This is a genomic window from uncultured Mucilaginibacter sp. (assembly GCF_937859865.1).
GTDB lineage: Bacteria > Bacteroidota > Bacteroidia > Sphingobacteriales > Sphingobacteriaceae > Mucilaginibacter_A.
In genome coordinates, this window is sequence record NZ_CALMAT010000113.1 from 1 (window position 1) to 26225 (window position 26225).

The following is a 26225-nucleotide window of genomic DNA, read 5'->3' on the forward strand; positions in this document are numbered from 1 at the left end:
CGGCCTTGTACAAACAGCACATCGGATTTGTATTTCAAGCCTATCATCTGATTGATGAGCTCACTGTTTATGAAAACATCGAAACGCCGCTGATTTACCAGGACCTGAAATCTTCGGAACGAAAATCCATTGTGGCCGATATTTTAGACCGTTTTCAAATTGTCGGGAAAAAAGATTTGTTCCCCAACCAGCTTTCGGGCGGGCAACAGCAATTGGTGGGCATTGCACGCGCATTAGCCGCAAACCCGAAAGTGATTTTGGCCGATGAACCGACCGGAAACCTCAATTCCAAACAAGCTGAAGAGATTATGGAACTGTTTAAAACGCTGAACCAGCAAGGCGTAACGATTGTGCAGGTAACACATTCTGAAAAAAACGCGGCTTATGGTTCTCGCATTATCAATTTGCTGGATGGAAGGATTGAGTGAGTGGCTGGCTTTCAGCTATCAGCAGTCAGCTATCAGCTTCTTGTAAAGCGTAATCTATCTAACTACAAAAGTAAAAATATGCAAAAGCTGAATGCCGATTGCTGAAAGCTTAACCCATAAAAGTATTAAACTATGCAAAGCTGAAAGCCGATTGCTGAAAGCTGAATGCCTAAAATAATTATGATTTCCTTGAAAAAAATTCTTCTTTGCCTATGCTTCTTTTATGCCCTAAAAATTAGTGCGCAAAGTACAGACAGCAGCCGTTTAACTTTGCAGCAATGCATTGAAATTGCAAGCCGGCAAAACCTGCAGGTGCAGCAAAGCGATTTGGCCGCGCAACGTGCCAACATCAATTTGAGGCAGGCCAAAAGCAATTTGCTGCCCGCCGTTTCCGGTAATGTTTCGCAGGGACTGAACCAGGGCCGCAGCATAGACCCGTTTACCAATGCCTACTTAAACCAGCAAATCAATTACACCAACTACTCGCTTGGCGGAAACATTATTTTGTTCAATGGCTTTTTGTTGTGGAACACCATCAAACAAAACCTGCTTGCTTTTGAGGCCAGCAAACTGGAACTGCAGCAGCAAAAAGACAACCTCACGCTAAACGTGATCCTCGCTTACCTGCAAATTTTAAACAACGGTGAACTGGTTAACCAGGCCCGAAACCAGGCTTTGGTATCTCAGGCACAAATCAAACGTTCGGAAATTTTGAATAAAGATGGCGCCATTGCACCTTATCAACTGGCGGATTTAAAAGGGCAACTGGCCAGCGACAGCTTATCCATCATCAACAACCAAAACAATTTGGAAAGTGCAAAAGTAACGCTGGCGCAATATATGAATGTGCCTTATCAAGCCAATCAAACTTATGCGCCTTTAACGGCCGAACAATTGGCTTCTTTTGGCAACAACAACCCGGAAAGTATTTACGAAGCGGCTTTAGAGCAGTTGGGCCTGGTCAAAGCGTCTGTGCTGCGAACGAAAAGTGCGGCCAAAAGCGTGAGTGCTGCGCGCGGTTATTTGTACCCAACGCTTTCTTTTAATGCCAGTGCCAATACCAATTATTCGAGCGCGGCCAGCCGTAGTATTTTTGTGGACAGTGTGCGCCAGCCAACCAATGATTATGTGAATTTGCAAAACGGCTCCAAATCTTATGTCATCACCAACCAAAGCGATTACCGGCAGGAAAAAATCAGTTACGGCAACCAGTTCAAAAACAATTACAGTTCTTCTTTTTCGGTTGGTTTGCAGATTCCGATTTTTGCCAACCTTGCTGCCCGAAACCGGATTTCACTGGCCAAATTAGATTTAAAAAACGCCGAACTGGTGGAGCAAACCACGCGCATCCAACTGAAACAATCGGTAGAACAGGCTTTTTTTAACACCACAGCTTCTTACAGCCGTTACCAAACTTTGCAGCACCAGGTTGTTGCTTACACCGAATCTTTTAAAGCAACCGAAGTAAAATTTAATGCCGGCGTTGGCACAAGTGTAGATTATACCGTGGCGAAAAATAAATTAGATGCTGCCAATATCAACCTCATTTCTGCGCGTTACGATTATATTTTACGGTTGAAAATATTGGATTATTATCAGGGGAAGTTGAGTTGGTGAGAAGAAGGTTTGAGGTACGGGGTGTGAGGTTCGAGCGAACAATTACAAGCGTTTAAGTATGTTTTTTAAATTTTTGAGCGCTTGTCTTTAACCCCGTACCTCAAACCTCGCACCTATTTCCTATCTTAACGGCCGTTGCAAATGCTGTTTTTACCATGAGATTTTCCTTTCCGATTTTGTTGATTTTGTTTTCCGTGTGCTGCTTTTCCTGCCAGCAAAAACAAAGTGCAGGCCAAACTTCCGCATCTCCTGCAAAACCTGAAAGTGATTCGGCTTTAATTGCGCGAACGAAAACTTCTTTTAAAAGCGTCATCGGCATTCCCTTTACCGAAGTTTTTCGCCGGTTTGCCAACGGCGTTTCTTTTAACGCGCAAGGCTTTCAGCTAAAACCTTCCTGGAAAATCAATTTTAAAGCGGATACTTTGGTTGCTGTTTTTAGCCCGATAAAAAAGCGTTTTTATGATCTGCCTTTAAATTTGGACCATGATTCGCTTTTTACTTTTGCCGGTGCTTGGTTTAAGGCGAGGAAAATCAGCAAAGACAGTTTAAAGTTTCAGGTTTTGGACGTGAACAACAAGATCATCAATTGGAAAAATTCTAATGTTTATGTTACTTTTTATGCTGATCCTTATTTAAAAAAACAACATTTCAGCGTAGAAAAACTTCGCCAAACCACAAAAAAAGACACAGCTTATATTCAAGAATTGGCCAGACAATCTAGCCTCGACCCAAAGAAAATATTTGCCGCACAAAAACCGGTTGTGTTAAAAAGCAAAAGCCCGAATGTTGTGGTTGCCAACGCCAAACTCAAGGCCAAAGATTTGGATAACTATTACGTGCCCGAAACCTTGTTTTACCCGGAATATGAAATAACCATCAACAAAGCTTATGCTGATTTTTACCATACTTTTGCCGTTCGGGTTGATGCAAAAGGGCAATTGCATTTTGTAGAACCGATGGAAAACATGCTGCCCGACGAACAGCAAAACACCATTAAAGTAATGAAAGGTATTATGGACGGCTACCTGAAATTGTATTTAAACATTACGCCCGGCAAAACTTTAGGCATTCCGCACGATAGTTTGATTTTGTTGGTGGTTAGGGGAAATAAAGGTTGATGCTTCTTTTATCGGCATAAATTTAGTGTGTTGGTGATGGTTTATACGTTATAGTATAGCCGCAGCACTACAAAAAATTCAAAATCAATTGGTTTATTTTGGCCGCTTTTTCGTGGTGCAGCCAATGCGTGGCATCATCAATATAAATCAATTTTCCTTTGGCACAAAGCATGTTGCTTTTGCCGGCCATTTGCGGAAGCAAAAATTTGTCCTGCGTTCCCCACAAAATCAACGTTGGAATTTGGATGCGTTTAAATGCTGGCCGACTGTATTTGTAAGCGCGGTACCAGTTGATCATCGCCCGTACCGCTCCTGGTTGCCGCCAGGCGGATTTGTATTGGCCGATCTCTAAACGCGTAAATGTATTTTGAAGCGCCGTGCCAATTATGCTCCTTTCCATCAGTTTAAAGTTGAACCAACTGATCATCCATTCGGGCAAAAACGGGATTTGGAAAAAACCGGTGTACCAACTGCGCAACATTTGCCTGGCATTGCTTTTTAAGGTTTCGCGCATGACCCTCAAGTGCGGCATGTTCAGGACGATGAGTTTTTCGATGAGTTCGGGATATTGCCCGGCCAGTTCCCAAGCTACGCCTCCGCCCCAATCGTGCCCAACCAAGATTACTTTTTCGGTTGATAATTGCTGGATCAAACCAACCATATCTTCTACCAAATTTTCTATCCGGTAAGCTTTTACGCCTTTTGGTTTGCTGCTGAGGTTGTAGCCGCGCTGGTCGGGCGCGATAACCCGGAAACCTTTTGCCGCAAAAAACAGCAACTGCTTTTTCCAGCCCAACGAAAATTCGGGGAAACCATGCAAAAAAAGCATCATTTTTCCTTGCTGCGGGCCAGCGGTTGCTGCGTGTAAAGTAATCCCGTTTACGTTATAAAATTGGCTGGTGATTTCCATATCAAAAACAATTTGTTGCCTGATATAGATACTGCAAAAACACAGATGCTGTTTTTACAAGGATAATTTTTGTTGGGATAGTTAAAAACCAGGTTGGCATTTTATTTAAATTTTAGCATGATAAAAGAAGCATCGGCCTAAACCCATTATTCCCCATCCAAACTTTCCACCTGTTGGTTCCTCCGCTTAAACCACCAATACATTGGCACACCGGTGAGCATTAAAACCATGCCTAATCCTGCTTCGCGCGGACGGGTAAAAAAAGTATTGATAAACAAACCGGCACAAAACAGCACCACAATGGCAGGAACAACCGGATAGCCCAAAACTTTGTACGGCCGTTCTGCATCGGGAATCTTTTTCAGCAGGATAAAAACGCCCAAAGCCGTAGCGCCGTAATAAATAAAAACTGCAAAAACAATCATGTCCGTTAATTGGTCAAACGTGCCGGAAAGCACCAACAAACATGCCCATACGCCTTGAAATAGCAAAGAATTTACAGGAGCTTGTGCTTCATTTAGTTTGGCTACTTTCGAGAAAAACAAACCTTCGCGCGCCATGGCAAAATATGGGCGCGCACTGGCTAAAATGGTGGCGTGCGTGCAACCTAAAGTGGTTATCAAAACCAGCACCGAAATGAAAATGCCGCCGCTGTTTCCCCAAAAACTTTTAACCGCTTCGATGGCAGCAATCTGGTTGCCTGCCTGGTTAATTTTTTCAAGCGCAGCTATTGGCAAAAGCGACAAATAAGTGGCGTTGACCAGCAGGTACAAAACAATCACGATGAAAACACCAATTGCTATTCCTTTCGGGATGTTCCGCTTGGCGTCTTTCACTTCCCCACCAATAAAACCAATGGCCGCCCAGCCCTGGTAACCCCAAAACGCCGATAACATAGCCGTAAAAACAGCACTGATGGTAACGGGAGAACTGTTGGTGGTTTGCAGGTTGATGCTTTCGGCAACCCTGGCATGGCTGCTGCCCAGCCCAAAAAAGATGATGGTAAAAATGCCGATAAAAACTAAAACGAGGATAATATTGCTCATGCCCGCACCGGTTTTTACGCCGCGGGTATTGACCCAAGTAAGCAAAACGATCAGTAAAATAGCGGTCAGTTTTACCGACAGATTGGCAAAAGGATAAAAAATCCCGCCCAAAGTAAGCGTAGCGAGCTCCGGAAAGATTTGCTGAAAATGAAACAAGTTGTTAAGCGATTGCGCAAACACGTAAGCCAGCGAAGAAATAGCCGCCGTTTGAATCACGGTAAACAACGACCAGCCAAAAATAAAGGCAAAAAAACGGTTATAAATTTTTTTGAAGTAAGCATATTCGCCGCCAGTACCGGCCAAAAGCCCGGCAACTTCGGCATTGCTTAAAGCGCCAAACAAAGTAATGATGCCGCCGAGCAGCCAGGCAATCAAAACCCAACCGGAAGAATGCAGTTCGGCAGCCATTGGCGCAACCTTTTTGTAAACGCCGGAGCCAAGGATATTGGCAATGACAACAACAATAACATAACGAAGCCCTAAAGTGCGGTTGAGTTTGGAAGGTGGGTTCATGCAATCAAATTAAGCTTTACAAGCTACTGATTTGATTGGCAAAAGCAAATTTTAATTTTGATAAATTTGAAAAAATATATCTTATTTTTTAAGTTTAGGTTTTAGAAGTAATTCTTAATGCTGATGAAAAAACTCTTCTTTCTACTTTGGTTGCTGCCTGCTGCTTGTATTGCACAAACCGATTCTACCCAAGTAAAACCGCACAATGTTTATTGCCGGATTTCCATTTCAACGGGTTTCCTTAGTTCCAAAATTTCTGTAAAATTGGATTCTGGACGAGACAGTTCCAAAGGCAGTTTGACCGATGCAGAGGCTGCAAAATTATCAAGGCAATTGTCTGCAATTGATAATGAAATTGATGCCATTAATTACATGGCACTGCAAGGCTGGGAAGTGGTAACTTATAGGCCGGAAACTTATCATGGAAGTTCGACTGACAACCCTACTTACCTGCTTGTAAAAAAAGTTACACCTTAAAACAGATGCTTCTTTTATCCCTAAATTTTTGATGAACTATGAACTATGAACAATCAACTATAAACCATCAACTATAACCTTTCCGGTCCAAGTACGCGCCAATCAATTGTACATTTTCGGCAGTTAAGTCTTCGCCTGCAACTTCTTCCAAACTCCAGCCGCCGTTCTCTTTCAAAATTGTGCCGATAAAAACAGTATCCTTGGTAATGCGGTACAAATTATTTTCTATCGGAATGGCACGGCAAATTGCGTTTTTAAATATTCCTGAGATTTGAATGGCTTCCATAGGCAGCAAAGATAGCAGATTTATACGCGGCAGTTTCTAATCCGCTTTTCCGTTTCAACAAAAACCCCATCAAGTTGATGAGGTTTTTGTGTGGAAGCAATATCAATTTTACCAGTTGCGGTAGCCATAATCCCGACGGTCATAGCCGCGGAAATCACGGTCGTGGTAGTCGCGCCCTCTCCTGTCCCAGCCGCGGTTGTAACCGTAATCCCGGTCGCGGCCACGGTAGTCACGGCCCCGGTAATCCCGGTCGGCATAATTGCGGTCTTGTCCGCCCTGGTTTTGATAATTCTGGCCGCCGCGGTTTGGCGTATTCTGTCCCTGATAGTTTTGGTTGCCCTGGTTTTGATAATTCTGGCCGTTTTGGTTTTGGTAATTTTGATTATTGCCCCGGCCGCCATTGTTTTGTGCTTGCGGGTTTTGGCCGCCGTAACCACCTTGCTGCCCAGAGCCACGATTTCCGCCTTGCGTATAAGTTCCGTTTTGTTGCTGGCGGTTTCCCCAATCTTGTGCATTTGCAGTATTGGCAAAGTTCAAAATCAAAGCAGAAAAAACAACCAGTGAAGTAACTTTGAGCGTTTTCATATTTTTAGTTTTTAAAAGATTTATGATGAATAGAGCATTTATTATTGCCGTAGTTTAACCTAAAAATATATACTTTTTTGGGTTAAACCTTTTGCAAAAAATTGTTCTAAGCAGAAATTTTGTAAATTGATATTGCTAATTTTTAGGCGATAAAAGAAGCATTTGGACAGAAATGATTTTTGAATTTTGTTGGCCAAATTGCAAACAAAACAAATCAGTTCAAAGCAACAAAACGTACAATGGGAGTACGGAAAATTATAACATCAAAACCCTGAAAATTTATGGACACAATTGGATATTTTGAAATACAACCCTCCAACCCAAAACGTGAAATTGAATTTTACAAAGCTGTTTTTAATTGGAGATTTATCAAAGAGGAATTTATGCCGAACCTAAATAAACTAAGAATATTTTAAACTGATGAACAAGCAAATTGATAAAATACTTTGCTTAATTTTAATTGATATTCACCAACTAACAATCTTTCAAACTCCCGGTTTTTTATCATCAACCTTAACAAACAAATAAGGGTCATAGTCAATAAAATCGTTCACTTTAATAAAAGTAGAAACTACCTTGTTTTGATCAATTTTAAATTGCAAGGGGAAAATACCAAAAGCCGGATTGTTGTAAGTAAGCAGCCACTCGCCGTTGTCCATGTATTGCAATTTGGCTTTTAAAGTTGCATGTCCGCTAAAGTTTACTTGTAAATCTTTTCCGTTTTGCACAATGCTGATCGGGCCATAAAGTTCGTTTATATAAGTGCCAACATATTTTGGTATTGGCAAACTTGGCGCATTGCCTTTTACACGCGCTTGCATGGCTTTTACTTTGGCCACGCTTGCTTCAAATTGTGGCTTAAAAACTTGCAAAGCTTGTTTGCTACGGTTGATATAAGGTACATCCAAGTATGCATCCAAAATTTGGTAGCGCAAAGCTTCAAAAAATTCCTGGTTGTCGTTGTTGGTCAGGATGACGATGCCCAGCTTTTCTTCGGGCACAAAACAAGTATTGGTAACAAAGCCATCGGCACCACCGGTATGGTAAAAAACCTGCCTTCCGTTGTAGTCCCGCTGAAAAACACCCAAACCATAACCCGTATAATGGCTTGGATAAACACTGGATTTGGTACTCGAAATAACCGTGTTCATTTCCCTTGTTTTTTGCAACACGCTCCAGGGCAAAATACGTTTGCCCATATACCGGCCGCTGTCTAATTGCAATAGCAGCCATTTTGATAAATCTTTTACGTTGCTCACCAAACTCCCGGCAGGCGCTAAATTGTCCACCAAGTCATACGGCAGCTCTGATAATTTGCCGGTAAAAACAGTACTGTAAGGTTTGGCTACGTCTTTTCGTTGCGCTGCGCCTTTTCCCAAAGTGTACGTATTAGTCATACCCAGCGGTGTAAGCAAACTGTCCTGAACATAGTTTTCCCAGGGTTTGCCGGCAACAAGCGGGATCACTTCGCCAGCGGTTAAGAAACAACTGTTGCAGTAGCCAAAGCTTTGGCGAAACTGTTGCGCCGGTTTAAGCAGTTTCATTTTTGCCATAATTTGCCGGCGCGAAAGGTTGCCGTTCCAAAAAGTAAAATCGCCCTGAAAAGTCCCGGTGCCGAGGTGGTGCGACAACAAATCTTTTATCGTAACCAAATTGGTGGTGTTGGCATCATACAATTTATAATCGGGGAAGTATTTGGTGATCTTATCATTCAACGACAGCTTTTTATCGTAGTCCAATTGCGCCAATGCCGTAGCCGTAAATAGTTTGCTGTTGCTGGCGATCAAAAACAAGGTATTTTCATCCACCGGTTCTTTGGTTTTGATATCGCGAACGCCGTAACCTTTCATCGCCACAACTTTGCCGTCTTTGATGATGGCGATTGCCAGACCGGGCAAATTCCAATCTTTCATGCCTTGCCGCACGTAATTGTCCAAGCTATCGGTTACAAAATTTTGTGCCTGTGTTTTAAATGAGACAACGAAAGAAAACCAAGCCAGCAGCACAACAAACAGTCTCTTCATTTTTTAATTCTTGGAAATTTAATTAACCGGAAATTTAACGCAATTAAGGATTTTATAGTGATAAAAACAGCATCGGCATCAACTTAAAAAAACAACCAAAAACAGAAATTACGCATTTCTGCCGTCCCCCCAAATTAATTATTGCAGGATGGTTTAAACCAATCTGCTTGAAAAGTTTAAGCAGATTGGTTTGAGAAGTTTTTAGGAGTACAGAAACACAATGCTTCTTTTATGGCATAAAAATCAGCAGCGGTTGTAGGTTCTTCTGATTTTTAAACCAGTTTATCCGGTGTAATCGGCAAATCCCGAACCCGTTTTCCTGTTGCATGGAAAACTGCGTTTGCTACCGCTGCTGCCATCCCAATCAAAGAAATTTCGCCCACACCTTTTGATCCCATCGGGTTGATGTACGGGTCTTTTTTATCAATAAAAACAGCATCAATTGCCGGAATATCCGCATGTACCGGAACATGGTAATCGGCCAGGTTGTTGTTTACGTACCGGCCAAAACGATTGTCTATCACAGCTTCTTCCATTAAAGCCATTCCAATACCGCCGATTGCACCGCCAATTACCTGGCTTCCTGCTGTTTTGTGGTTGATGATTTTACCAGCATCTGCACAACTAACTACACGTTTTACCTTTACTTGTCCGGTTGCCGGATGCACGTTCACTTCTACAAAATGCACCGAGAAAGAATAAAAAGAATATTTCCGGCGTTCTTCGCCTGATTTTGATTCTTCCGTAACTTCCAAATTTGGCAAGCTGTGTTTCTTCAAAACATCGGCATATGCTATTTTGATAGATTGGTCTTTGGAAGAGATTTGTCCGTTTGCAAAAGTCAGGTCAGCCGGTTTTACCGATGCGGCCTCACCTTGTCCGATGGCCAGTTCGCCTAACTTGTTTTTCAGCGAAATGCAAACCGCCGTAACCGCCGAACCAACCGTAGAAACCGTAGAAGAACCGCCCTGGCTTGGTGCTTTTGGAAAGGAAGAATTGCCCAATTGAAACTTGATTTTCTCCACCGGAACCTGCAAAACATCCGAGGCTATTTGCACCATCGCTGTTGCCGTTCCGGGTCCTATATCCGTTGTCGCGCATTGGATGGTATAAGTTCCATCTGCCGACATTTGGATGCTTGCCGTAGCGGCACTTCTGCCCGCCGAAAAACTTCCCGTTCCCATGCCGTAACCAATCAGCATACCGTCTTCCGTTTTCATGGAGCGTGGTTTCGGGTTGCGCTTGAACCAACCGATTCGGTCTGCCGCTTCCTGGTAGCATTCTTTTAAATACTTGCTTGACCAGGGCAAATTTCTTTCCGGATCGGTATCGGCATGATTGCGCAAACGCAATTCAATTGGGTCAAGATTGAGCTGATAGGCCAGTTCATCCATCGCACAATCCAACGCAAAAGCACCCGAAGCTTCTCCGGGCCCACGCATCCAAGTTGGCGTGCTTACGTTAAGTGGTAAAATTTTATAACGGGTATTTACATTCGGGCAAGCATATAAAAACTTGGAAACGTTAACCGTTCCTTCCGTAAATTCTTCATAAGTAGAAGTTTGACTGATAGCTTCATGGCTGATGCCAACCAGTTTTCCGTCTGCCGTTGCGCCCAAACCAACTTTTTGCCAAGTATAAGGCCGATAGCCAACCATCGTAAACATTTGCTCGCGGCTGATGACCACCTTTACCGGCCGGCCAACTTTTTGTGCAGCCATTACCGCAGCAATTTCGTGCGGCCAGGTACGCAAGGCATTCCCAAACGCTCCGCCAACATAGGTGGCCACAACCTGCACGTTTTCTACCGGGATTTTAAAGGCTTGCGCAATCGTTCCCTGTGCCCCTTTTAAAGATTGTGTTTTATCGTAAACTGTAACTTTATCTGCCGTGTCCCAAACGGCAATGATGGATTGCAGCTCCATGGGGTTGTGCACTTCTGTCGGAATTACGTATTCTGCTTCTATTTTTACCGGCGCATTTTTGTAGGCATCGGCTTCTCCGCGCAAATAATCGCCGTTAGAATTACGGTTTTTGGCTTGGGAAGGAAAATCAGCGGCGGTTACATTGGTATCAAAATCTGTTTGGAAAGATGCTTTTTGATATTGCGCCTGCACCAAACCTGCTGCAAACTGCGCCCTTTCCAACGTATCTGCAACTACCAGCGCAACCGGCTGCCCGTAAAAATAAATCGTATCATCTGAAAAAACACGCAAAGGCTGGCCTTTGGTAGTTTGTCCTTTTGCCGGGTTTGAACCTTCCGAATATCCGGGGATTTGTGGTGCATTAAAATGAGAAATCACCGCTAAAACGCCTGGTGCATGTTCTGCTTTTTTTGCATCAATACTTTGAATTTTTCCGCCTGCAACCGTACTGGTTACCAAAACGCCGTAAGTTAATTTTGGTATCGGAAACTCTGCCGAATACCGTGCCGCACCGGTTACTTTCAACCGTCCATCTACCCTATCCAAACCATCAACAGCCTTGCTATCAAAAAAATTTTGCTTTTCCATTAAACTCATGCTATTCCTGATGCTGTTTTTAAGGCCTCAATTATGGTATTTGGCGCCATTTTCAACTTAAAAGAATTGTACTTTAAACCTTTTGCGCCTTGCATGGCAATTTCGGCAGCTTGTTTAAAAGTTGCTTCGGTTGCCGGTTTTCCAACCAAAGCTTTTTCCGCTTCGGTAAGCCTCCAAGGTTTATGAGCCACGCCGCCCATTGCCAGCCGTGCTTCTTTTATCGTATTATTTTTGATGTTGAGGGCAGCCGCAACAGAAACCAAGGCAAAAGCATACGAACTGCGGTCGCGCACTTTTAAATAATGAACAGTTTTACCAAAAGCATTGTCCGGGATTTCAATGCCCGTAATCAATTCGCCTTTCATCAAGTTGTTGTCTTTTTCCGGATGATCGCCCGGCAAACGATGAAAATCGGTAAACAAAATACGTCGGTCGCCTTTTGGCCCCGAAATTAAAACGGTGGCATCCAAAGCGGCCAGCGCAACCGACATATCGCTTGGGTTTACGGCCACACATTGCGGACTTGCACCAAAAATAGCGTGCATCCGGTTGTAGCCTTCCAACGCACCGCAACCAGAACCGGGCTGGCGTTTGTTGCAAGGCAAATCCGGATTGTTGAAATAGAAACAACGCGTTCGCTGCATCATATTGCCGCCAATGGTGGCCACATTTCTCAATTGTGCCGAAGCGCCAGCGTTTAAAGCCAGCGACAATAACGGCTGGTTTTGCAGCACCAATTTATGATCGGCCACATCGGTGTTGGTAGCCAAAGCGCCAATGTATATACTATTGCTTTGTTTTCTGATCTCAGTTAAAGGAATTGGGTTGATGTCAATCAACTTTTGCGGAGCCGTAACACCATTTTTCATCAAATCTATCAGGTTGGTTCCTCCCGCTAAAAACGTGGCCGAAGGATCTTTTACTAAAGCGCCGATGGCCGTTTTAGCTGTTGTCGCCCGTACATATTGAAACTGGTTCATACTTTTTGCCCTCCGTTTTTCACTTCTGTAATCGCATTCACAATGTTTGGGTAAGCGCCGCAACGGCAAATGTTCCCGCTCATGTATTCCCTAATCTCAGTTTCCGAATTGGCATGCCCTTCGCGGATACATGCCACAGCAGACATAATTTGCCCCGGCGTGCAGTAACCGCATTGAAAACCATCGTGTTTGATAAACGCTTCCTGCATCGGGTGCAAATCCGCGCCGTTGGCCAAGCCTTCAATCGTGGTTACTTTTTTCCCGTCGTGCATCACCGCCAACGTTAAACAGGAGTTTTGGCGTTTGCCATTTACATGAACGGTACAAGCACCGCATTGCCCGTGGTCGCAACCTTTTTTGGTTCCGGTGAGTTGCAACTGTTCGCGCAGCAAATCCAGCAGCGTAACACGTGGCTCAACAGACAAAGCATGTTTTACCCCGTTTATTTCCAGCTTCAGCGGTACTTTTTCAAATACGGCAGCCAGTTTTTCGTCCATTTCTTTTTCGGCAGCCGTAACCAAACTTACCGGCGTAAGCGCAATGGCCGATAAAAAAGTTGATTTTTTAAGGAAATCCCGGCGGCTGGAACCTGAGTTTTCGTTCAGGTTTTCGTCCGGCACAGAACACTGATCTTTCTCCATAAATGTTTAATTTTTTTCCGTTTAAAACTACTGCTTTTATAGGCATAAAAGAAGCATCTGTACTGTAATATTTTTCTTAACAATTACAGTTTTTGCCAGATCTTTTCTTTGAGGTTTGCCTTTTGGTAATGCTGGTTTAAATGGCTAAACCGCAACGTTTCTTTACTGCCCAAAGCCAAATACCCTTTGCTTTCTAAACTACTGTCAAACAACGTGAACACGCGGTTTTGCAATTCCTGGTTAAAATAGATCAACACGTTGCGACAGATAATCAATTGGAACTGGTTAAAAGAAGCATCGGCAGCGAGGTTATGGGTGGAGAAAACAATGCGCTTTTTCAGCTCGTCCCGAAACTTTGCCTGCCCCAAATACGGCCCATAATAATTTTGCAACAACAATTCACCGCCGGCCTTCAAATAATTATCGGCATAATGCTGAAAAGGCTTTTGCGGAAAAATACCTTTTGAAGCCGTTTCCAAAGCTTCAGGGTTGATATCCGTAGCATACAAGATTGATTTATGGAGCAGGTGAAGTTCTTTCAGCAAAATGGCCATCGAATATACTTCCTCGCCGGTAGAGCAGCCTGCATGCCAAATCCGGATGAGCGGAAAATTGCTTAAAGCAGGCAAAATAGTGGTTCGCAAAGCCGCAAAAAAAGGAGGGTCGCGGAACATTTCGGTAACCGGGACCATGATTTTGGAGATGAACAAACGAAAATATTGCGGGTCGTTTTTAAGCAAATAACGCAAGGCCGGAAAGTTGCCTATTTGTTGCAAATTATAAAATTGGTTGATCCGCCGCTGTAGCATCGGCATGGAATATCCCGTAAAATCGTAACCGTAAGTGTCTATCAACTCAGTCAACAATTGGTTAATTTCTTCTTCACGCAGTATGCCCACCATTTTTATACCGATAAAAGAAGCATCAAAACCTTACCAAACCTTTTTTTACAGCGATTGCCCGTACAGCCAAACCCGCAAAAGCGAAACCAATTGATCTACATCCACCGGTTTTGAAACATAATCCGATGCGCCGGCTTCGATACAAGCTTCGCGGTCGGCAGGCATTACTTTGGCCGTAACCGCAATAATGGGCAGCGTGGCAAAATCCGGGTGCTGCCTGATGCGGCGCGTACTTTCGTAGCCGTCCATTTCGGGCATCATCATGTCCATCAGCACAATGTCTACACGCTCTTTTTCTAATTGCTCCAGCGCCTCGTGGCCGTTGGTTGCCGTCAGCACGTTCATTTTATATTTTTCCAGGGATTTGGTCAGCGAAAAGATGTTGCGCACATCATCGTCTGCAATCAAAATGGTTTTGTTTTTCAGCACTTCGGCCAACGCGCCCGGCTTTTTTGAAAGCGAAGGGCTGGCCGCAGCCAGTGTTTGCTTGCCTTCCATCACATGTAAAAACACGGCAACTTCGTCCAGAACGCGCTGGTAAGATTGTGCTGTTTTTACCACGATAGAATCTGCAAAGCGCAAAATCCGGCTTTCTTCGGCCAGCGAAAGGTGTTTTCCGGTAAAAACAATGATCGGGATACGATCCAAACCCGGCTGTTGCGTAATCGTTTCCAACGAATCATAAATCACTTTTCCCGAGGCTCCCATGTCCATAATCACGCAATCCACTTCCCTTTTTTGCAGCGTATCAATACTCTTATTGATGCTTCCCGAAATTTCTGTACTGATGTTGAATGTTTCCAGGAAGTAAGAAAGCGCTTTGGCGTGCTGCTCGTTGTCTTCCACAATCAGCACTTTTTTCGGGCTGCGCCTGATTGCTTCTTCCAGCTTTTCAAAAAGTTGCTTCATTTGCTCAATGGCAAGTGGTTTGTTGATAAAATCTACCGCACCTTTTAGCAAACTTTCTTTTCTAACCGCAAGTGATGACATGATGTGTACCGGAATATGCCGTGTAGAAGGATCGTTTTTCAGCTCTTCCATCACTTCCCAGCCGTCTTTTACGGGCAATTGTATGTCCAGCAAAATAGCGTCGGGTTTGTATTGATGCACCATATCCAAACCCAAATCTCCGCGCACGGCAACGATGCCTTTGTAACCTTTTTCGCGTGTAAACTTTAATAAAGTGTTGGCAAAAATAGTATCGTCTTCAATAATCAAAATCACTTTGTTGTCATCCTTCAAGTTGTCGCGGTCGTCTTTGATTTCCGCCGGGATCAGGGTTGTCAAATGTTTTACACGGCTCATTGCCGGTGCCAATGCTTCTTTTATCAGTACTTTTTTGGGATTGGATTTTGGCAGGTCAATTTCCGCTTTTTCAACAATTTTGGCTACCGGTTTATCTTTTCGAACGGATAAAACAAACGTGCTTCCTTTTCCCTGTTCGCTGCTCAAATTGATTTCGCCCTGTAGCAGTTCGGCCAGCTTTTTACTGATGGACAAACCCAAACCGGTGCCGCCGTAGTTTCTCCGGGTTGAGCCATCGGCCTGGCGGAAAGGCTCAAAAATAGTTTCCTGGTCTTTTTGGGCAATGCCGATGCCGCTGTCTTTCACTGTAAAACGGATAAAACCAGGGTGTTCGTCTGCTTCGACCATCAAACTCACTTCGCCTTTTGCCGTAAATTTTAAAGCGTTTGAAACCAGGTTTTTCAGGATCTGCTCCAGTTTGGGCTTGTCTGTTTCGATGGTATTGGCAAGATCGGGGCTGGCAGTAATCGTCAGATTCAGTTTCTTTTCGCGTGCAACCGGCATAAACAAACTCTGCATTTCAGCAACAATTTCGCTGATGGTTACGCGCTCGTATTCAGCTTCCATTTTGCCGGCTTCGATCTTGGACAGGTCGAGGATCTCGTCAATCAAATTCAACAAACCGTTGCCCGAGTTCAAAATCACTTGTGCCGATTCGATTTGTTCGGCCGTTAAATTTTCTTCGTTATTTTCTGCCAAATGTCTCGAGAGTAGCAAAATAGAGTTTAAAGGCGTGCGCAACTCGTGCGACATATTGGCCATAAATTCCGATTTGTATTGCGTGGTGAGTTCCAGTTCTTCGGCTTTTAGCTGGATTTCCTGGTTGCGCTCCAAAATCATGTGGTTGCGCTCTTCCAATAAATGGCTTCGTTCTTCCAGCATCTGGTTTGATTGTTCCAGTTCTTCCTGCTGCACGCGCAGTTCTTCATCGTTCTGTTGCAGCTTTTGCGTGTAAGCTTCCAGTTCGGCGTTCATGTTTTCGAGTTCGCGCTGCCGCGTGCTTAACTCTTCGGTTTGCTGCTGCGTTTGTTTAAGCAACTGCTGCAGTTCGTGGTAATTTTGCGCCGTATAAATGGAAAGCCCGATGTTTCCCGATACATGCTCCAAAAACCGGACGCTTAGGTCATTATAGTTTTGCAATGCGGCCAGTTCTATTACACCAATAACCTCGCCTCCATAAAAAACAGGAACGGCAATTAAATGGGCAGGCATAATCTCGCCGTTGGCATACGTTAGCGCAATGCTGTTTTTATCAATGTTTTTTAAGTGTATTGTTTTTCTACTGATGGCTGCCTGCCCACTAATGCCTTCGCCTACTTTAATTTCTTTTTTCTGGTCTTTGGCAGACAAGGCATAACCGCTTTTTAGATGCAGCCGGTTTTGATCGACAATGTAAACTGCGCCAATACTGCTGCTGGTATAACCTACCAAAAATTCCAGGATCTGTGCAGTTAGTGTCCCTAAATCCTTTTGCCCCAACATTTTATTGTTCAGGCCGTTGATGCCTTTTTGCAACCATTCGTTGGCTTCCAAATTTCCAAAAGCATAAGATAGGGATTCGGCCATTGTATTAAGCGAATGCGAAACACTGCCTAAATTATCGTTTTCATGGTCATCCGTACGGATCTGGTAATCGCCTTTAGAAATTCTGTCTGCAACGTTTTGGATCAGGTTGAGCCGGATACTTATCACTTTTTCCTTTTGTTCCAAATCCTGGCGCAGTGCTATATTTTCTTCGTACTTTTTCCGCAATCGGTAATAATACAGCACAGAAATACCGATGGTTAAAAGGGCGGCAAAAACAATGATCAAGGGCGTAAAAGCAGTAAGCCAACGTTGGGTAGTTGTTGATTTTGAAAGAAGCTGTTTTTCCTGGTACTCCATGTGGCTAACTAACTGGCGCAAGGCATCCATTTCGTTCTTACTCTGCCTAAGTTGTTCAATGCCAATTGTTTTGCCCGCCCGTTTGGCATCTATCAAGCGTTGAATACTGCTAAACCTTGCCGTAATTATGTTTTCCAACTGATCGATGTGCTGCTTCAAAAAACCGTCGTCGGCACTCAATTGGCTTACTTCTTTTATCATACTAAAAACTTTTTGCTCAGAGCCGATATAAGGCTGCAAAAATATTTCGTCGTCCGAAAGCAAATAACCCCTTTGCCCGGTTTCGGCATCTTTCATCGTCGAAATAATACTTTCTAATTTTGAAATGACCGTATTGCCGCGCTCAACTTTTTCGGCGTTGTCCAAAAGATTACGGATGCTGATGAAAGATGCGATAGAACTGATCACAACAAGCAGCAGCGACAGCCCGAAACCGATTTGCAAATCGCGCTTTATTTTACTTTTCATTAAATCTTTGAGCTTATGGTTTAACTGCCTGTTCTTTGTTATCGTACACCGGCAGCGTAAAATAAAATGAAGAACCTCTGCCCGGCTCGCTGTCCACCCCGTAACGGCCGTGGTGCCTTTTGATGATCTCGGCACAAATGTACAAGCCCATGCCCAACCCCTGGAAACGGTTGGAAGATTCTTCTACCCTGTAAAACTTGGTAAAAAGCTGCTCTTGTTTATCTTTTGGGATGCCAATGCCAGAATCGGTAACATTGATCAAAATTTCATCAGATGACAACAAAGAAACATCAAATAAAATCTCGGTTGAGTTTGGAGAATATTTAATCGCATTTGTTAAGTAGTTCAAAATCACTTGTTCAATGCGGATTTGATCACCATATACTTTAACTCCTGCCTGTCCTGTTTTTATAATTTGATGGCTGGTATAAGTTTGCCGGATGATATCAACCGAGTTCTCAATAATCGGGTCAATATCATAAACTCGGTTTTTAAACTCCAATTTGCCGCTGGCGATTTTTGAAGTGTCCAGCAGGTCATCAATCAAAATATTCAGCTTTTCTAACTGCTGGCGCGTTCGTTCGAGGTATTTTTTGGCATCGTCTTTCAGGTCGCGGTCAACCGAACGTTCTACCATCTGCATATAACCTTTTATGGAGGTTAAAGGCGTTTTTAGTTCGTGGCTGGCCATCGTGATAAACTCGTCTTTGGTCCTTTCAGCCTGTTTTCGAAACTCGATCTCTTCCACCAAAACCTGCTGCATGTTTTGCAAAGCGGTAGTTTGTTCGTACAGTTTGATAAAAGTTTTCACTTTTAGCACCAGCACGTCCGGGTCAAAAGGTTTCACCAAATAATCGCGCCCGCCCGAAGCATAACCTTTGCTGATAAATTGCTTGTTTACGTTTACTGCGGAGAGAAAAATGATCGGAATATCTTTGGTTTTGCTGTAGCCCGAAATGGATTCGGCCACTTCAAAACCGTCAAGCCCGGGCATTTGCACATCCAAAATAATCAGGTCGTAATTATTCTTCAGTACTTTTTTTAACGCTTCTTCGCCGGATAGTGCCGTATCCACTTCAAACTTGTGCTTTTCGAGGATGCGTTTTAAAGCGATTATATTTTCAGACTTATCGTCAACAATTAATATCATGTCAGCTTAATGAGAAACAAGGCTAAATTAAAACATATTTTCTTTTTAATGCACAAAGTGCCTAATAGTGAAGATTGAGTTTTATTAAAACGTTACATGGATTATAAGCTATATGATTAGATGGATTGTTGATAAACATTGATTGAGGGAATATTTTAGCATCAATACTGAGAATATCTTCCAACACCAATTTTATGCCGGTAAAAGAAGCATCGGCAAAATAAAAACCAGCGTTTTTAACTACCGCAGCAACGGGTTTTTTTCCTTCGCAAACACTTCGTAAACCTTTTTGTCCAGCCAGCCCGGAATAAGCTTGTTCAACAAAACAGTCAATTTTCCCTGATTGGTCATCACCAAAACCCGTTCCCGTTTTTGGATGCCATCGGCAATAATTTTGGCCACTTCTTCAGCGGTCATCATTTTTTCTTCTTCCATGGATGTTTCGCCGTGCGCCGTCCCGTCTTTTGATAAAGCGGTACTGCGGATATTGGAAGCGGTAAAACCCGGACAGGCCGTCATCACATGCACGCCAGTTTTCAGATTCTCTACGCGCAAACTATCCAAAAAACCGTTCATCGCGAATTTGGAAGCCGAATAACCCGTGCGGCCGGGCAAACCTTTAAAACCGGCAATCGAAGAAACGCCAACGATGCTGCCTTTTGATTTCAGGATTTCTTCCATCGCATATTTGGTGCAGTAGACCGCGCCCCAAAAGTTCACGTCCATTAAGTTTTTCAGCACCACCAAATCAAGGTCTTTAAACAAAGCACGCATCGAAATGCCGGCGTTATTAATTAAAATGTCAATGCCTTTAAACGTATGGATGGCTTGGTGGATCAACAGCTTGCAATCTTCTTCCCGGCTCACATCGCATTGCACCGCTACTGCTTTTATGCCATATTTTTTTTCGAGGTTTTGGGCGATTTCGCACAACGTAACAAACTGCCGCGCACCTAAAACCAGGTTTGCGCCGCGAGAAGCGATTTCGTTTGCCAAAGCTTCGCCAATGCCGGATGATGCGCCGGTGATGATGACTGTTTTTCCTTTAAAAGACATAAATATTTTTTGCTGATTTTAAATTTTCTCGGATTTTTTGTCATTTCGATATGCAGAGGGAAATCTTTTTCAAAGCGATGCTTCTTTTATCAAATAAATTTCGCTTTGATGAAGATCCCTCCTATCGTCGGGATGACAATACCAATTTTATACAGATAAAAGAAGCATTGCCCTATTTTGTAACCGAACCTTCATACAAAACCCGCGTAGCGATGGAACGGCCCAACGTAATCTCGTCCACATATTCCAGCTCGCCGCCAAAAGCAATACCGCGGGCAATGGTAGATATTTTCAACCCAAAATCCTTTAGTTTTTTATGGAGATAAAAAATCGTCGTATCGCCTTCCATCGTGGCGCTTACGGCAAATATTACTTCTTTTACCTCGGTATTTTTGATGCGTTCTACCAAAGAATCAATCTGCAAATCGCTTGGCCCAATCCCATCCATTGGCGAAATTAAGCCGCCCAAAACATGGTACAAACCGTTATACTGGCTTGTGTTTTCAATCGCCATTACGTCACGCGTATCTTCCACCACACAAATCAGTTGTTCATTTCGCCGCGGGGAAGCACAGATTTCGCAAACGGCCTGATCGGCAATGTTATGGCACACCTCGCAAAACTGCACTTCGTTGCGCAACTTGCTGATGGAATTGCTAAAACGGTCAACCTCTTCTTTCTCTTCGTTCAGCAAATGCAGCACCAAACGCAATGCTGTTTTTTGTCCGATCCCTGGAAGTTTGGCAAATTCGGCCACTGCAGTTTCCAGCAGTTTGGAAGAAAAATTCATAGGGCAAAAATAAGAAAAAGTTGATAGTTTATGGGTGATAGTTCATGGGGAAATAGTTCATTGTCTATAGTTTATAGTTCATAGGTTAAGCGGATAACCAGAATATTATTACATTTATTTTTTAAACTAATTATTACCATTATGGCATTTCGTTTTGAAGAATTGAACATTTGGAAAAAGGCAATGGATTTGAATGATTCGATATTTTTATTTGCTAAAACTTTACCTAAAGACGAACTGTACGTACTTTCTTCTCAACTAAAAAGAGCTTCAGATTCTGTCGTTTTAAATATTGCAGAAGGATCAACCGGCCAGACAAAAGCCTCGTTTAAACTGTTTTTAAATTACGCCATGCGTTCAGCTATTGAAGTAGTAAGTTGTTTATTTATTGCAAAAAGAAGAAGTTATATTGATGAAATCCAATTTAAAACCTTGTATGATGATTACGAAGTTTTAGTCAAAATGATTACCAACATGAAAAAATCTTTAGATTGACCAACTATTATTTATTGAACTATTCACCATGAACCATCAACTATTAACCATCAACTAAACCCATGGCTCCCGCAATCCTACTTGCTTTTATCATCGGTTATTTTTTGGTGCTAATCCTGATTTCCTGGCTTACTTCCCGAAAATCGTCGGATAACGATACTTTTTTTGTGGCCAACCGAAATTCTAAATGGTATTTGGTTGCTTTTGGGATGATCGGCACGGCGTTAAGCGGTGTTACTTTTATTTCCGTTCCGGGAAAAGTTGGCGCACCAACCGGCGACCAGTTTGCTTATTTTCAGTTTGTTCTGGGCAATGCGGTTGGTTTTATTCTGATTGCTACCGTTTTACTGCCGCTTTATTACCGCCTAAAACTAACTTCTATTTACAGCTATATTGAAACTGCTTTAGGAACCTGGAGTTACAAAACGGCAGCAGGGATTTTTTTGATCAGCCGAACGATTGGTTCTGCTTTTCGTTTGTATCTGGTGGTGATTGTATTGCAGAAATTCATTTTCGACAATTACCACATTCCCTTCGCCGTAACCGTGCTGATTTGTTTGGTTTTAATTTGGAGTTACACCTTTAAAGGCGGACTCAAAACCATCATCATTACCGATAGTTTACAAACCCTTTTCTTAGTAAGCTCCGTGTTTTTATCCATCTTTTTTATCTGCCGGAGCTTGCATTTAAACGTATTCGAAGCTGCGGAAACGATCAAAAACAGCAGCTATTCCAAGATTTTCTTCTGGAACGATTTCCTGTCCAGCAAACTGCATTTTACCAAACAGTTTTTGGGCGGCTTGTTTATTACGATTGCGATGGTTGGCCTGGACCAGGATTTGATGCAGAAAAACCTAAGCTGCAAAAACATCGGCGAAGCCCAAAAAAACATGTTCAGCTTTACGGCGGTTTTTGTGGTGATCAATATTTTCTTCCTCAGCGTTGGCGCGCTGCTTTATATTTATGCCGCTAAAAACAGCATCAGCGTAAGCAAAACTGATTATTTGTACCCAACTATTGCACTAAATTATCTGGGCGTTTTGCCGGCCATTGTGTTTATGCTGGGTTTAACGGCCGCCACTTTTGCCACAACAGATTCGGCCTTAACTGCCTTAACTACTTCTTTTTGCATTGATTTTTTAAACTTCAACAAAAAAGAAAACACCAACAGCAAACAGATGGTAAGCTTGCGGCATTGGGTGCATATCGGTTTTTCGGTATTGCTGTTTTTAACCATTATTATTTTTAACAGCATTAACAACGACGCTGTGGTAAGCGCTATTTTTAAAGTGGCCAGCTATACTTACGGCCCGCTTTTGGGTTTGTACAGCTTTGGTTTGTTTGTTAAAAATCGGCAGGTTCAGGATAAATTAGTCCCGTTTATTTGTTTGGTTAGTCCGCTGGTCTGTTATTTTTTAAGCACTTCTTCTAAAAAACTCCTTGGTGGCTACGTTTTTGATAATGAATTGATTATTGTGAATGGTTTGATTACTTTTTTCGGGCTGTTATTGACTTCGCACCGTAAAAGTTTGCAAACCACCGTTTAATTTAATTTTTGTATTTTGAGTGATATTATGACAAGCGACGAGAAAATAAGACACGCTTTTGAAAACCGCAACTGGCACGAAATCAAGGTTACCGATTCGTGGCAGATTTTTAAAATTATGGCCGAATTTGTGGACGGCTTTGAAAAACTGGCCAAAATCGGCCCTTGTGTTTCCATTTTTGGTTCGGCCCGGACGCACCACGAAAACCCGTATTATTTATTGGCCGAAGAATGTGCACGCTTATTAAGCGAAGCTGGTTACGGCGTAATTTCGGGCGGCGGCCCCGGCGTGATGGAAGCGGCCAACAAAGGCGCTTACGAAGCCGGCGGAAAATCAGTAGGATTGAATATTGAACTGCCTTTTGAGCAGTTCCACAACAAATACATTGACCGTGATAAACTGCTGGAGTTTGATTATTTCTTTATCCGCAAAGTGATGTTCATGAAATATTCGCAGGGCTTTATCATTTTGCCTGGTGGTTTTGGAACGATGGACGAATCTTTTGAAGCGATCACCTTGATCCAAACCGGAAAAATTGCCCGTTTCCCTATCGTTTTTGTTGGAGTTGATTATTGGAAAGGTTTGTTCGATTGGATTGAAGAGAAAATGCTGGGCCAGGAAAAAAACATCAGTCCGGACGATTTGAACCTGTACCGCGTGGTGGATACGGCCGAAGAAGCGGTGGAACACATTTTCCGTTTTTACAACAAATACGTGTTAAAACCGAACTTTTAAAAGGCACCAATTTTAAGGGCATAAAAGAAGCATTGCGGTTTTTAACTGCAATGCTTCTTTTATGCCCTAATTTTTCAACTCACTTCTTTTTTATTTTGATTTAGCTGAAACGTTATCAGAAGCTGGTTTTTTAGCTTTCTCGATCATATCAGCTACTTCATCTGCTAATTCATGATCGTTTTCGTCTGGCATAAAACCTATCCGCTCAAAACGTACGATTCCTTCACCGTCAATGATAAATTTGGTTGGGATACCAATTAGCTTGTAATCTTTATAAAGTTTACTTTTTGTTCCGTCCATGCTCATATCATCATACAAAACTTTAAATGAGTAATGATTTGTTGCTAAAAACTCTCCTACTAACTGCTGGTAATTTTCCACTTTCTCCCGTGTGTCAATAAACAAAAAAGCCACGTTTTGGTCGTCTTTGTACCGGTTTACTGCCTGTTGCATTCCCGGGAAAGACATTTTGCAAGGTCCGCACCACGTAGCCCAAAAATCGAGCACCACCACTTTTCCTTTGTAATCAGCCAAGGAAACTGCTTTTCCGCTGGTATCTTTTAGGGTGAATGAAGGTGCCACTTGATTTGTGATCAATTCAACCTTTGGCGGCGTTGTGCTTTGCGCAAACAACAATTGTGCAGACAGCAAACCTGAAAACGCAAGCAATAAACCAATTTTTTTCATAAAATTATTTTTAGGTAAATTACGAATAAAATTTATCTGTCAAGAAAAAACAAGCGGTAAAAGAAGCATTGCAGCTAAAACCGCAATGCTTCTTTTATGCCCTATTTTTTACTTTCCTTTTTCGGTGTCTGTTTTTTCTGTTTTTGCAACAACGGTTTCCGGGTTTGCGGCCATTTCAATCATCGCAGAAACTTCATCTCTGATGCTTTCGGCGTTTCCATCAAAACCTACTTTTTTAAAGCGAATGTTCCCGTCTTTATCTAAAACAAATTTAGTCGGGATGCCTTCTACCCCAAATGTGCTGATCACTTTTGATTGCCGGTTATCGCTTCCTTTTTCATCCAATAAAACCTGGAAAGTGTAATGGTTATCGGCAATAAATTTTTTGACACCGGTTAAATAATCATCGCCGTTTTCCCAAGTATCAATAAATAAAAACTTTACGTTTGGGTTGTCTTTGTATTTGTTCACGGCCAGTTGCATCCCCGGAAAAGACATTTTGCAAGGGCCGCACCAGGTAGCCCAAAAATCAATCACTACCACTTTGCCTTTTAAATCGGCCAGTGAAACTGCTTTTCCGCTGGTATCTTTCAAAGTAAAAAGTGGTGCTGGTTGGTTGATCATTTCTTTGGCTAAAGCAGTTCTTGCGGCTATTGAAGCTGCGTTTTTTAAAGAAGCAAAATATGGATCGTAACCAGCATCAGAACCTTTTGCTTTTACATATATGGCTTTCAAATCAGCATTCATACTTTCAGAACTTTTGCCGTTTTTAATCGCCGTTTCTATTACTTGTCTGGCTTTTTGATCCTCTCCAACTGCTTTTAAAATTGATGTATAATTTTCATTAATATCTACAGCGTTTCCTTTTGACCTTTCGTAAACGGGCTGCTCATAACTTAGTGCTTCTTTGGGTTTGTTTTGTTTGAGCAGGATAAAAGCATAGGTATCAGCGTACATATCATAAGCTGATTGGTACCTTTCTTTCAACATTTTTGGAGAGGCATAAGGCTGGGAACCGGGATTATTGATTTTCTCTTTTGTTAAATCTAAAGATTGTTTTGAGATGTTTGCCGCTTCATCCAGATGTTCCCCTTTTTTAGCCCAGTTAAAGGCAACGTTGTTTAAACCCATAGCAAGATATGATTTATCCTTGATCTGGTTTTCCCAGCGGTGATAATCATCCATTTTACCTTCCCGCAAATAAGAACCTGCCAATTGCAAGCGTAAATTATCTTGAACCGTTTTCTTTTCGGTTGCGCTTTCAGGATACTTCTTTACATATTCATTATACAATGCTTCTTTTTTAACCAGATCTTTCTCTTTATTAAAATCCATTGCCAATTCGCTTTTGGCAAGTTCTCCATTAGGAAATTTAGCTTTTATAACAGCAGTCAAAGAATCTGCGGAAGCCTTTTTTGTTCTTCTCAATAAATTACTGGCCAAGATCAAATCTTTTTCATTATTGCTTTTCATCAAAGCGTTTAATTTTTGATCAAGCACAGGTGCAAAAGCTGGGTTTTTACCCGAAGCCAACATGGAAAGATACATAGGCTGATATTCCTTTTCGCTTTGCGGATAAGTTTGAAACTCCTGCTGATACAAAGAAAAGGCCTCATTTGAGTCTGTTTTGATTTTTGCAACCGCTGTTCCAAAACCGCTAAACAAAACAAAAGCTTTAGAAGCGTAAGTGCCTTCAACCGGCTTGTTGCCTTTGTAAATTGTGTATAAATAACCCTGCCCATTGTTATCGTCAATCGCCTCATCTTTGCTGATTTTTATAAAAAAAGCTTTTGCCGTAGCCGGAATTGTAAAATCGCCTTTTAAAAGTTTCCCGGTCGGTTTTAGGTCAATGTCAGCAACGGGATAATCTTTGTTGTCTAAAAAATAAATTGCAGCGTTCAAATCGCTTTTACCATCAACCGGCGTGCCTGAAGGATCATAAGTAACCGCTATCTTTTCCCCTGCTTTTGGGTAAGCATCCGAAAGGTTTAAGTGTGCACCGCTTTGTGCAAACCCGTTTTGCATGGTCAGGATTCCTGAAAATGCAAGCATAAGTTTC

At 42.5% G+C, this 26225-nt stretch carries 22 protein-coding genes; 7 read left to right on the plus strand and 15 right to left on the minus strand.

Annotated elements, in window-relative coordinates; genetic code table 11:
* The 3 genes from Q0192_RS11635 to Q0192_RS11645 all read left to right on the plus strand — a co-directional run.
* Window positions 1–428, plus strand: a 428-nt coding sequence (locus Q0192_RS11635) for an ATP-binding cassette domain-containing protein (protein WP_299289652.1), incomplete at its 5' end; no start/stop codon positions are given.
* 189 nt (window positions 429–617) lie between these two features.
* The gene (locus Q0192_RS11640) at window positions 618–2045 is read left to right on the plus strand and encodes a TolC family protein (protein ID WP_299289653.1); all 1428 of its coding nucleotides are present in this window, start codon (window positions 618–620) and stop codon (window positions 2043–2045) included.
* A gap of 155 nt (window positions 2046–2200) precedes the next feature.
* Window positions 2201–3163 (plus strand): hypothetical protein, encoded by a 963-nt coding sequence (locus Q0192_RS11645; protein ID WP_299289654.1) that lies wholly within the window; start codon window positions 2201–2203, stop codon window positions 3161–3163.
* 67 nt (window positions 3164–3230) lie between these two features.
* Here Q0192_RS11645 and Q0192_RS11650 read toward each other — a convergent pair whose 3' ends face one another.
* Window positions 3231–4073: an alpha/beta hydrolase gene (locus tag Q0192_RS11650; RefSeq protein WP_299289655.1), complete on the minus strand. Its 843-nt coding sequence runs from the start codon at window positions 4071–4073 to the stop codon at window positions 3231–3233.
* A 146-nt stretch (window positions 4074–4219) separates the two neighbouring features.
* Window positions 4220–5632, minus strand: coding sequence for an amino acid permease (locus tag Q0192_RS11655; protein ID WP_299289656.1), 1413 nt, complete (start codon window positions 5630–5632; stop codon window positions 4220–4222).
* A gap of 123 nt (window positions 5633–5755) precedes the next feature.
* Between Q0192_RS11655 and Q0192_RS11660 the strand changes: the two genes are divergently transcribed.
* Window positions 5756–6109 carry a hypothetical protein gene (locus Q0192_RS11660; protein WP_299289657.1) on the plus strand — a complete coding sequence of 118 codons (354 nt, stop codon included), beginning with the start codon at window positions 5756–5758 and terminating at the stop codon, window positions 6107–6109.
* Between the two features lie 67 nt (window positions 6110–6176).
* Here Q0192_RS11660 and Q0192_RS11665 read toward each other — a convergent pair whose 3' ends face one another.
* From Q0192_RS11665 to recR, 11 genes are all read right to left on the minus strand, one after another.
* Complete coding sequence (locus tag Q0192_RS11665) at window positions 6177–6395, minus strand: hypothetical protein (RefSeq protein WP_299289658.1); 219 nt, start codon at window positions 6393–6395, stop codon at window positions 6177–6179.
* A gap of 108 nt (window positions 6396–6503) precedes the next feature.
* The gene (locus tag Q0192_RS11670; RefSeq protein WP_299289659.1) at window positions 6504–6980 is read right to left on the minus strand and encodes a hypothetical protein; all 477 of its coding nucleotides are present in this window, start codon (window positions 6978–6980) and stop codon (window positions 6504–6506) included.
* 485 nt (window positions 6981–7465) lie between these two features.
* Window positions 7466–9004: a serine hydrolase gene (locus Q0192_RS11675; RefSeq protein WP_299289660.1), complete on the minus strand. Its 1539-nt coding sequence runs from the start codon at window positions 9002–9004 to the stop codon at window positions 7466–7468.
* Window positions 9005–9276: 272 nt separating this feature from the next.
* Window positions 9277–11526 (minus strand): xanthine dehydrogenase family protein molybdopterin-binding subunit, encoded by a 2250-nt coding sequence (locus Q0192_RS11680; RefSeq protein ID WP_299289661.1) that lies wholly within the window; start codon window positions 11524–11526, stop codon window positions 9277–9279.
* On the minus strand, window positions 11523–12506 hold the full coding sequence (locus tag Q0192_RS11685) for a xanthine dehydrogenase family protein subunit M (protein ID WP_299289662.1): 984 nt from the start codon (window positions 12504–12506) through the stop codon (window positions 11523–11525). The genes Q0192_RS11680 and Q0192_RS11685 overlap by 4 nt, the downstream gene beginning before the upstream one ends.
* Complete coding sequence (locus Q0192_RS11690) at window positions 12503–13147, minus strand: (2Fe-2S)-binding protein (RefSeq protein ID WP_299289663.1); 645 nt, start codon at window positions 13145–13147, stop codon at window positions 12503–12505. The genes Q0192_RS11685 and Q0192_RS11690 overlap by 4 nt, the downstream gene beginning before the upstream one ends.
* A gap of 83 nt (window positions 13148–13230) precedes the next feature.
* Window positions 13231–14049 carry a protein-glutamate O-methyltransferase CheR gene (locus Q0192_RS11695; RefSeq protein WP_299289664.1) on the minus strand — a complete coding sequence of 273 codons (819 nt, stop codon included), beginning with the start codon at window positions 14047–14049 and terminating at the stop codon, window positions 13231–13233.
* Between the two features lie 45 nt (window positions 14050–14094).
* A complete protein-coding gene (locus Q0192_RS11700; RefSeq protein WP_299289665.1) occupies window positions 14095–17706 on the minus strand; it encodes a response regulator in 3612 nt (1203 codons plus the stop codon).
* A gap of 13 nt (window positions 17707–17719) precedes the next feature.
* Window positions 17720–18856, minus strand: a complete 1137-nt coding sequence (locus Q0192_RS11705; protein WP_299289666.1) for a hybrid sensor histidine kinase/response regulator — start codon at window positions 18854–18856, stop codon at window positions 17720–17722.
* Between the two features lie 240 nt (window positions 18857–19096).
* Window positions 19097–19912, minus strand: coding sequence for an SDR family oxidoreductase (locus Q0192_RS11710; RefSeq protein WP_299289667.1), 816 nt, complete (start codon window positions 19910–19912; stop codon window positions 19097–19099).
* A gap of 172 nt (window positions 19913–20084) precedes the next feature.
* Window positions 20085–20702: a recombination mediator RecR gene (gene recR, locus Q0192_RS11715; protein WP_299289668.1), complete on the minus strand. Its 618-nt coding sequence runs from the start codon at window positions 20700–20702 to the stop codon at window positions 20085–20087.
* A gap of 141 nt (window positions 20703–20843) precedes the next feature.
* On the opposite strand from recR, the gene Q0192_RS11720 reads away from it, so the two are divergent.
* The 3 genes from Q0192_RS11720 (at window position 20844) to Q0192_RS11730 (ending at window position 23479) form a co-directional block, all read left to right on the plus strand.
* Window positions 20844–21197: a four helix bundle protein gene (locus tag Q0192_RS11720; protein ID WP_299289669.1), complete on the plus strand. Its 354-nt coding sequence runs from the start codon at window positions 20844–20846 to the stop codon at window positions 21195–21197.
* Between the two features lie 62 nt (window positions 21198–21259).
* Complete coding sequence (locus Q0192_RS11725) at window positions 21260–22744, plus strand: sodium:solute symporter (RefSeq protein ID WP_299289670.1); 1485 nt, start codon at window positions 21260–21262, stop codon at window positions 22742–22744.
* 27 nt (window positions 22745–22771) lie between these two features.
* A complete protein-coding gene (locus Q0192_RS11730; RefSeq protein ID WP_299289683.1) occupies window positions 22772–23479 on the plus strand; it encodes a TIGR00730 family Rossman fold protein in 708 nt (235 codons plus the stop codon).
* A 90-nt stretch (window positions 23480–23569) separates the two neighbouring features.
* Here Q0192_RS11730 and Q0192_RS11735 read toward each other — a convergent pair whose 3' ends face one another.
* Window positions 23570–24166 (minus strand): TlpA disulfide reductase family protein, encoded by a 597-nt coding sequence (locus Q0192_RS11735; protein WP_299289671.1) that lies wholly within the window; start codon window positions 24164–24166, stop codon window positions 23570–23572.
* A 108-nt stretch (window positions 24167–24274) separates the two neighbouring features.
* Entirely contained in the window at window positions 24275–26218 is a 1944-nt protein-coding gene (locus tag Q0192_RS11740; protein ID WP_299289672.1) for a redoxin domain-containing protein, read from the minus strand.
* Window positions 26219–26225 lie beyond the last annotated feature (7 nt).

Excerpts from the sequence above, each read along its gene's own strand:
- Q0192_RS11645 (WP_299289654.1), top strand. The coding sequence starts at position 2,201 with ATGAGATTTTCCTTTCCGATTTTGTTGATTTTGTTTTCCGTGTGCTGC.
- Q0192_RS11650 (WP_299289655.1), bottom strand. The coding sequence starts at position 4,073 with ATGGAAATCACCAGCCAATTTTATAACGTAAACGGGATTACTTTACAC.
- Q0192_RS11655 (WP_299289656.1), bottom strand. The coding sequence starts at position 5,632 with ATGAACCCACCTTCCAAACTCAACCGCACTTTAGGGCTTCGTTATGTT.
- Q0192_RS11660 (WP_299289657.1), top strand. The coding sequence starts at position 5,756 with ATGAAAAAACTCTTCTTTCTACTTTGGTTGCTGCCTGCTGCTTGTATT.
- Q0192_RS11665 (WP_299289658.1), bottom strand. The coding sequence starts at position 6,395 with ATGGAAGCCATTCAAATCTCAGGAATATTTAAAAACGCAATTTGCCGT.
- Q0192_RS11670 (WP_299289659.1), bottom strand. The coding sequence starts at position 6,980 with ATGAAAACGCTCAAAGTTACTTCACTGGTTGTTTTTTCTGCTTTGATT.
- Q0192_RS11675 (WP_299289660.1), bottom strand. The coding sequence starts at position 9,004 with ATGAAGAGACTGTTTGTTGTGCTGCTGGCTTGGTTTTCTTTCGTTGTC.
- Q0192_RS11680 (WP_299289661.1), bottom strand. The coding sequence starts at position 11,526 with ATGAGTTTAATGGAAAAGCAAAATTTTTTTGATAGCAAGGCTGTTGAT.
- Q0192_RS11685 (WP_299289662.1), bottom strand. The coding sequence starts at position 12,506 with ATGAACCAGTTTCAATATGTACGGGCGACAACAGCTAAAACGGCCATC.
- Q0192_RS11690 (WP_299289663.1), bottom strand. The coding sequence starts at position 13,147 with ATGGAGAAAGATCAGTGTTCTGTGCCGGACGAAAACCTGAACGAAAAC.
- Q0192_RS11695 (WP_299289664.1), bottom strand. The coding sequence starts at position 14,049 with ATGGTGGGCATACTGCGTGAAGAAGAAATTAACCAATTGTTGACTGAG.
- Q0192_RS11700 (WP_299289665.1), bottom strand. The coding sequence starts at position 17,706 with ATGAAAAGTAAAATAAAGCGCGATTTGCAAATCGGTTTCGGGCTGTCG.
- Q0192_RS11705 (WP_299289666.1), bottom strand. The coding sequence starts at position 18,856 with ATGATATTAATTGTTGACGATAAGTCTGAAAATATAATCGCTTTAAAA.
- Q0192_RS11710 (WP_299289667.1), bottom strand. The coding sequence starts at position 19,912 with ATGTCTTTTAAAGGAAAAACAGTCATCATCACCGGCGCATCATCCGGC.
- recR (WP_299289668.1), bottom strand. The coding sequence starts at position 20,702 with ATGAATTTTTCTTCCAAACTGCTGGAAACTGCAGTGGCCGAATTTGCC.
- Q0192_RS11720 (WP_299289669.1), top strand. The coding sequence starts at position 20,844 with ATGGCATTTCGTTTTGAAGAATTGAACATTTGGAAAAAGGCAATGGAT.
- Q0192_RS11725 (WP_299289670.1), top strand. The coding sequence starts at position 21,260 with ATGGCTCCCGCAATCCTACTTGCTTTTATCATCGGTTATTTTTTGGTG.
- Q0192_RS11730 (WP_299289683.1), top strand. The coding sequence starts at position 22,772 with ATGACAAGCGACGAGAAAATAAGACACGCTTTTGAAAACCGCAACTGG.
- Q0192_RS11735 (WP_299289671.1), bottom strand. The coding sequence starts at position 24,166 with ATGAAAAAAATTGGTTTATTGCTTGCGTTTTCAGGTTTGCTGTCTGCA.
- Q0192_RS11740 (WP_299289672.1), bottom strand. The coding sequence starts at position 26,218 with ATGCTTGCATTTTCAGGAATCCTGACCATGCAAAACGGGTTTGCACAA.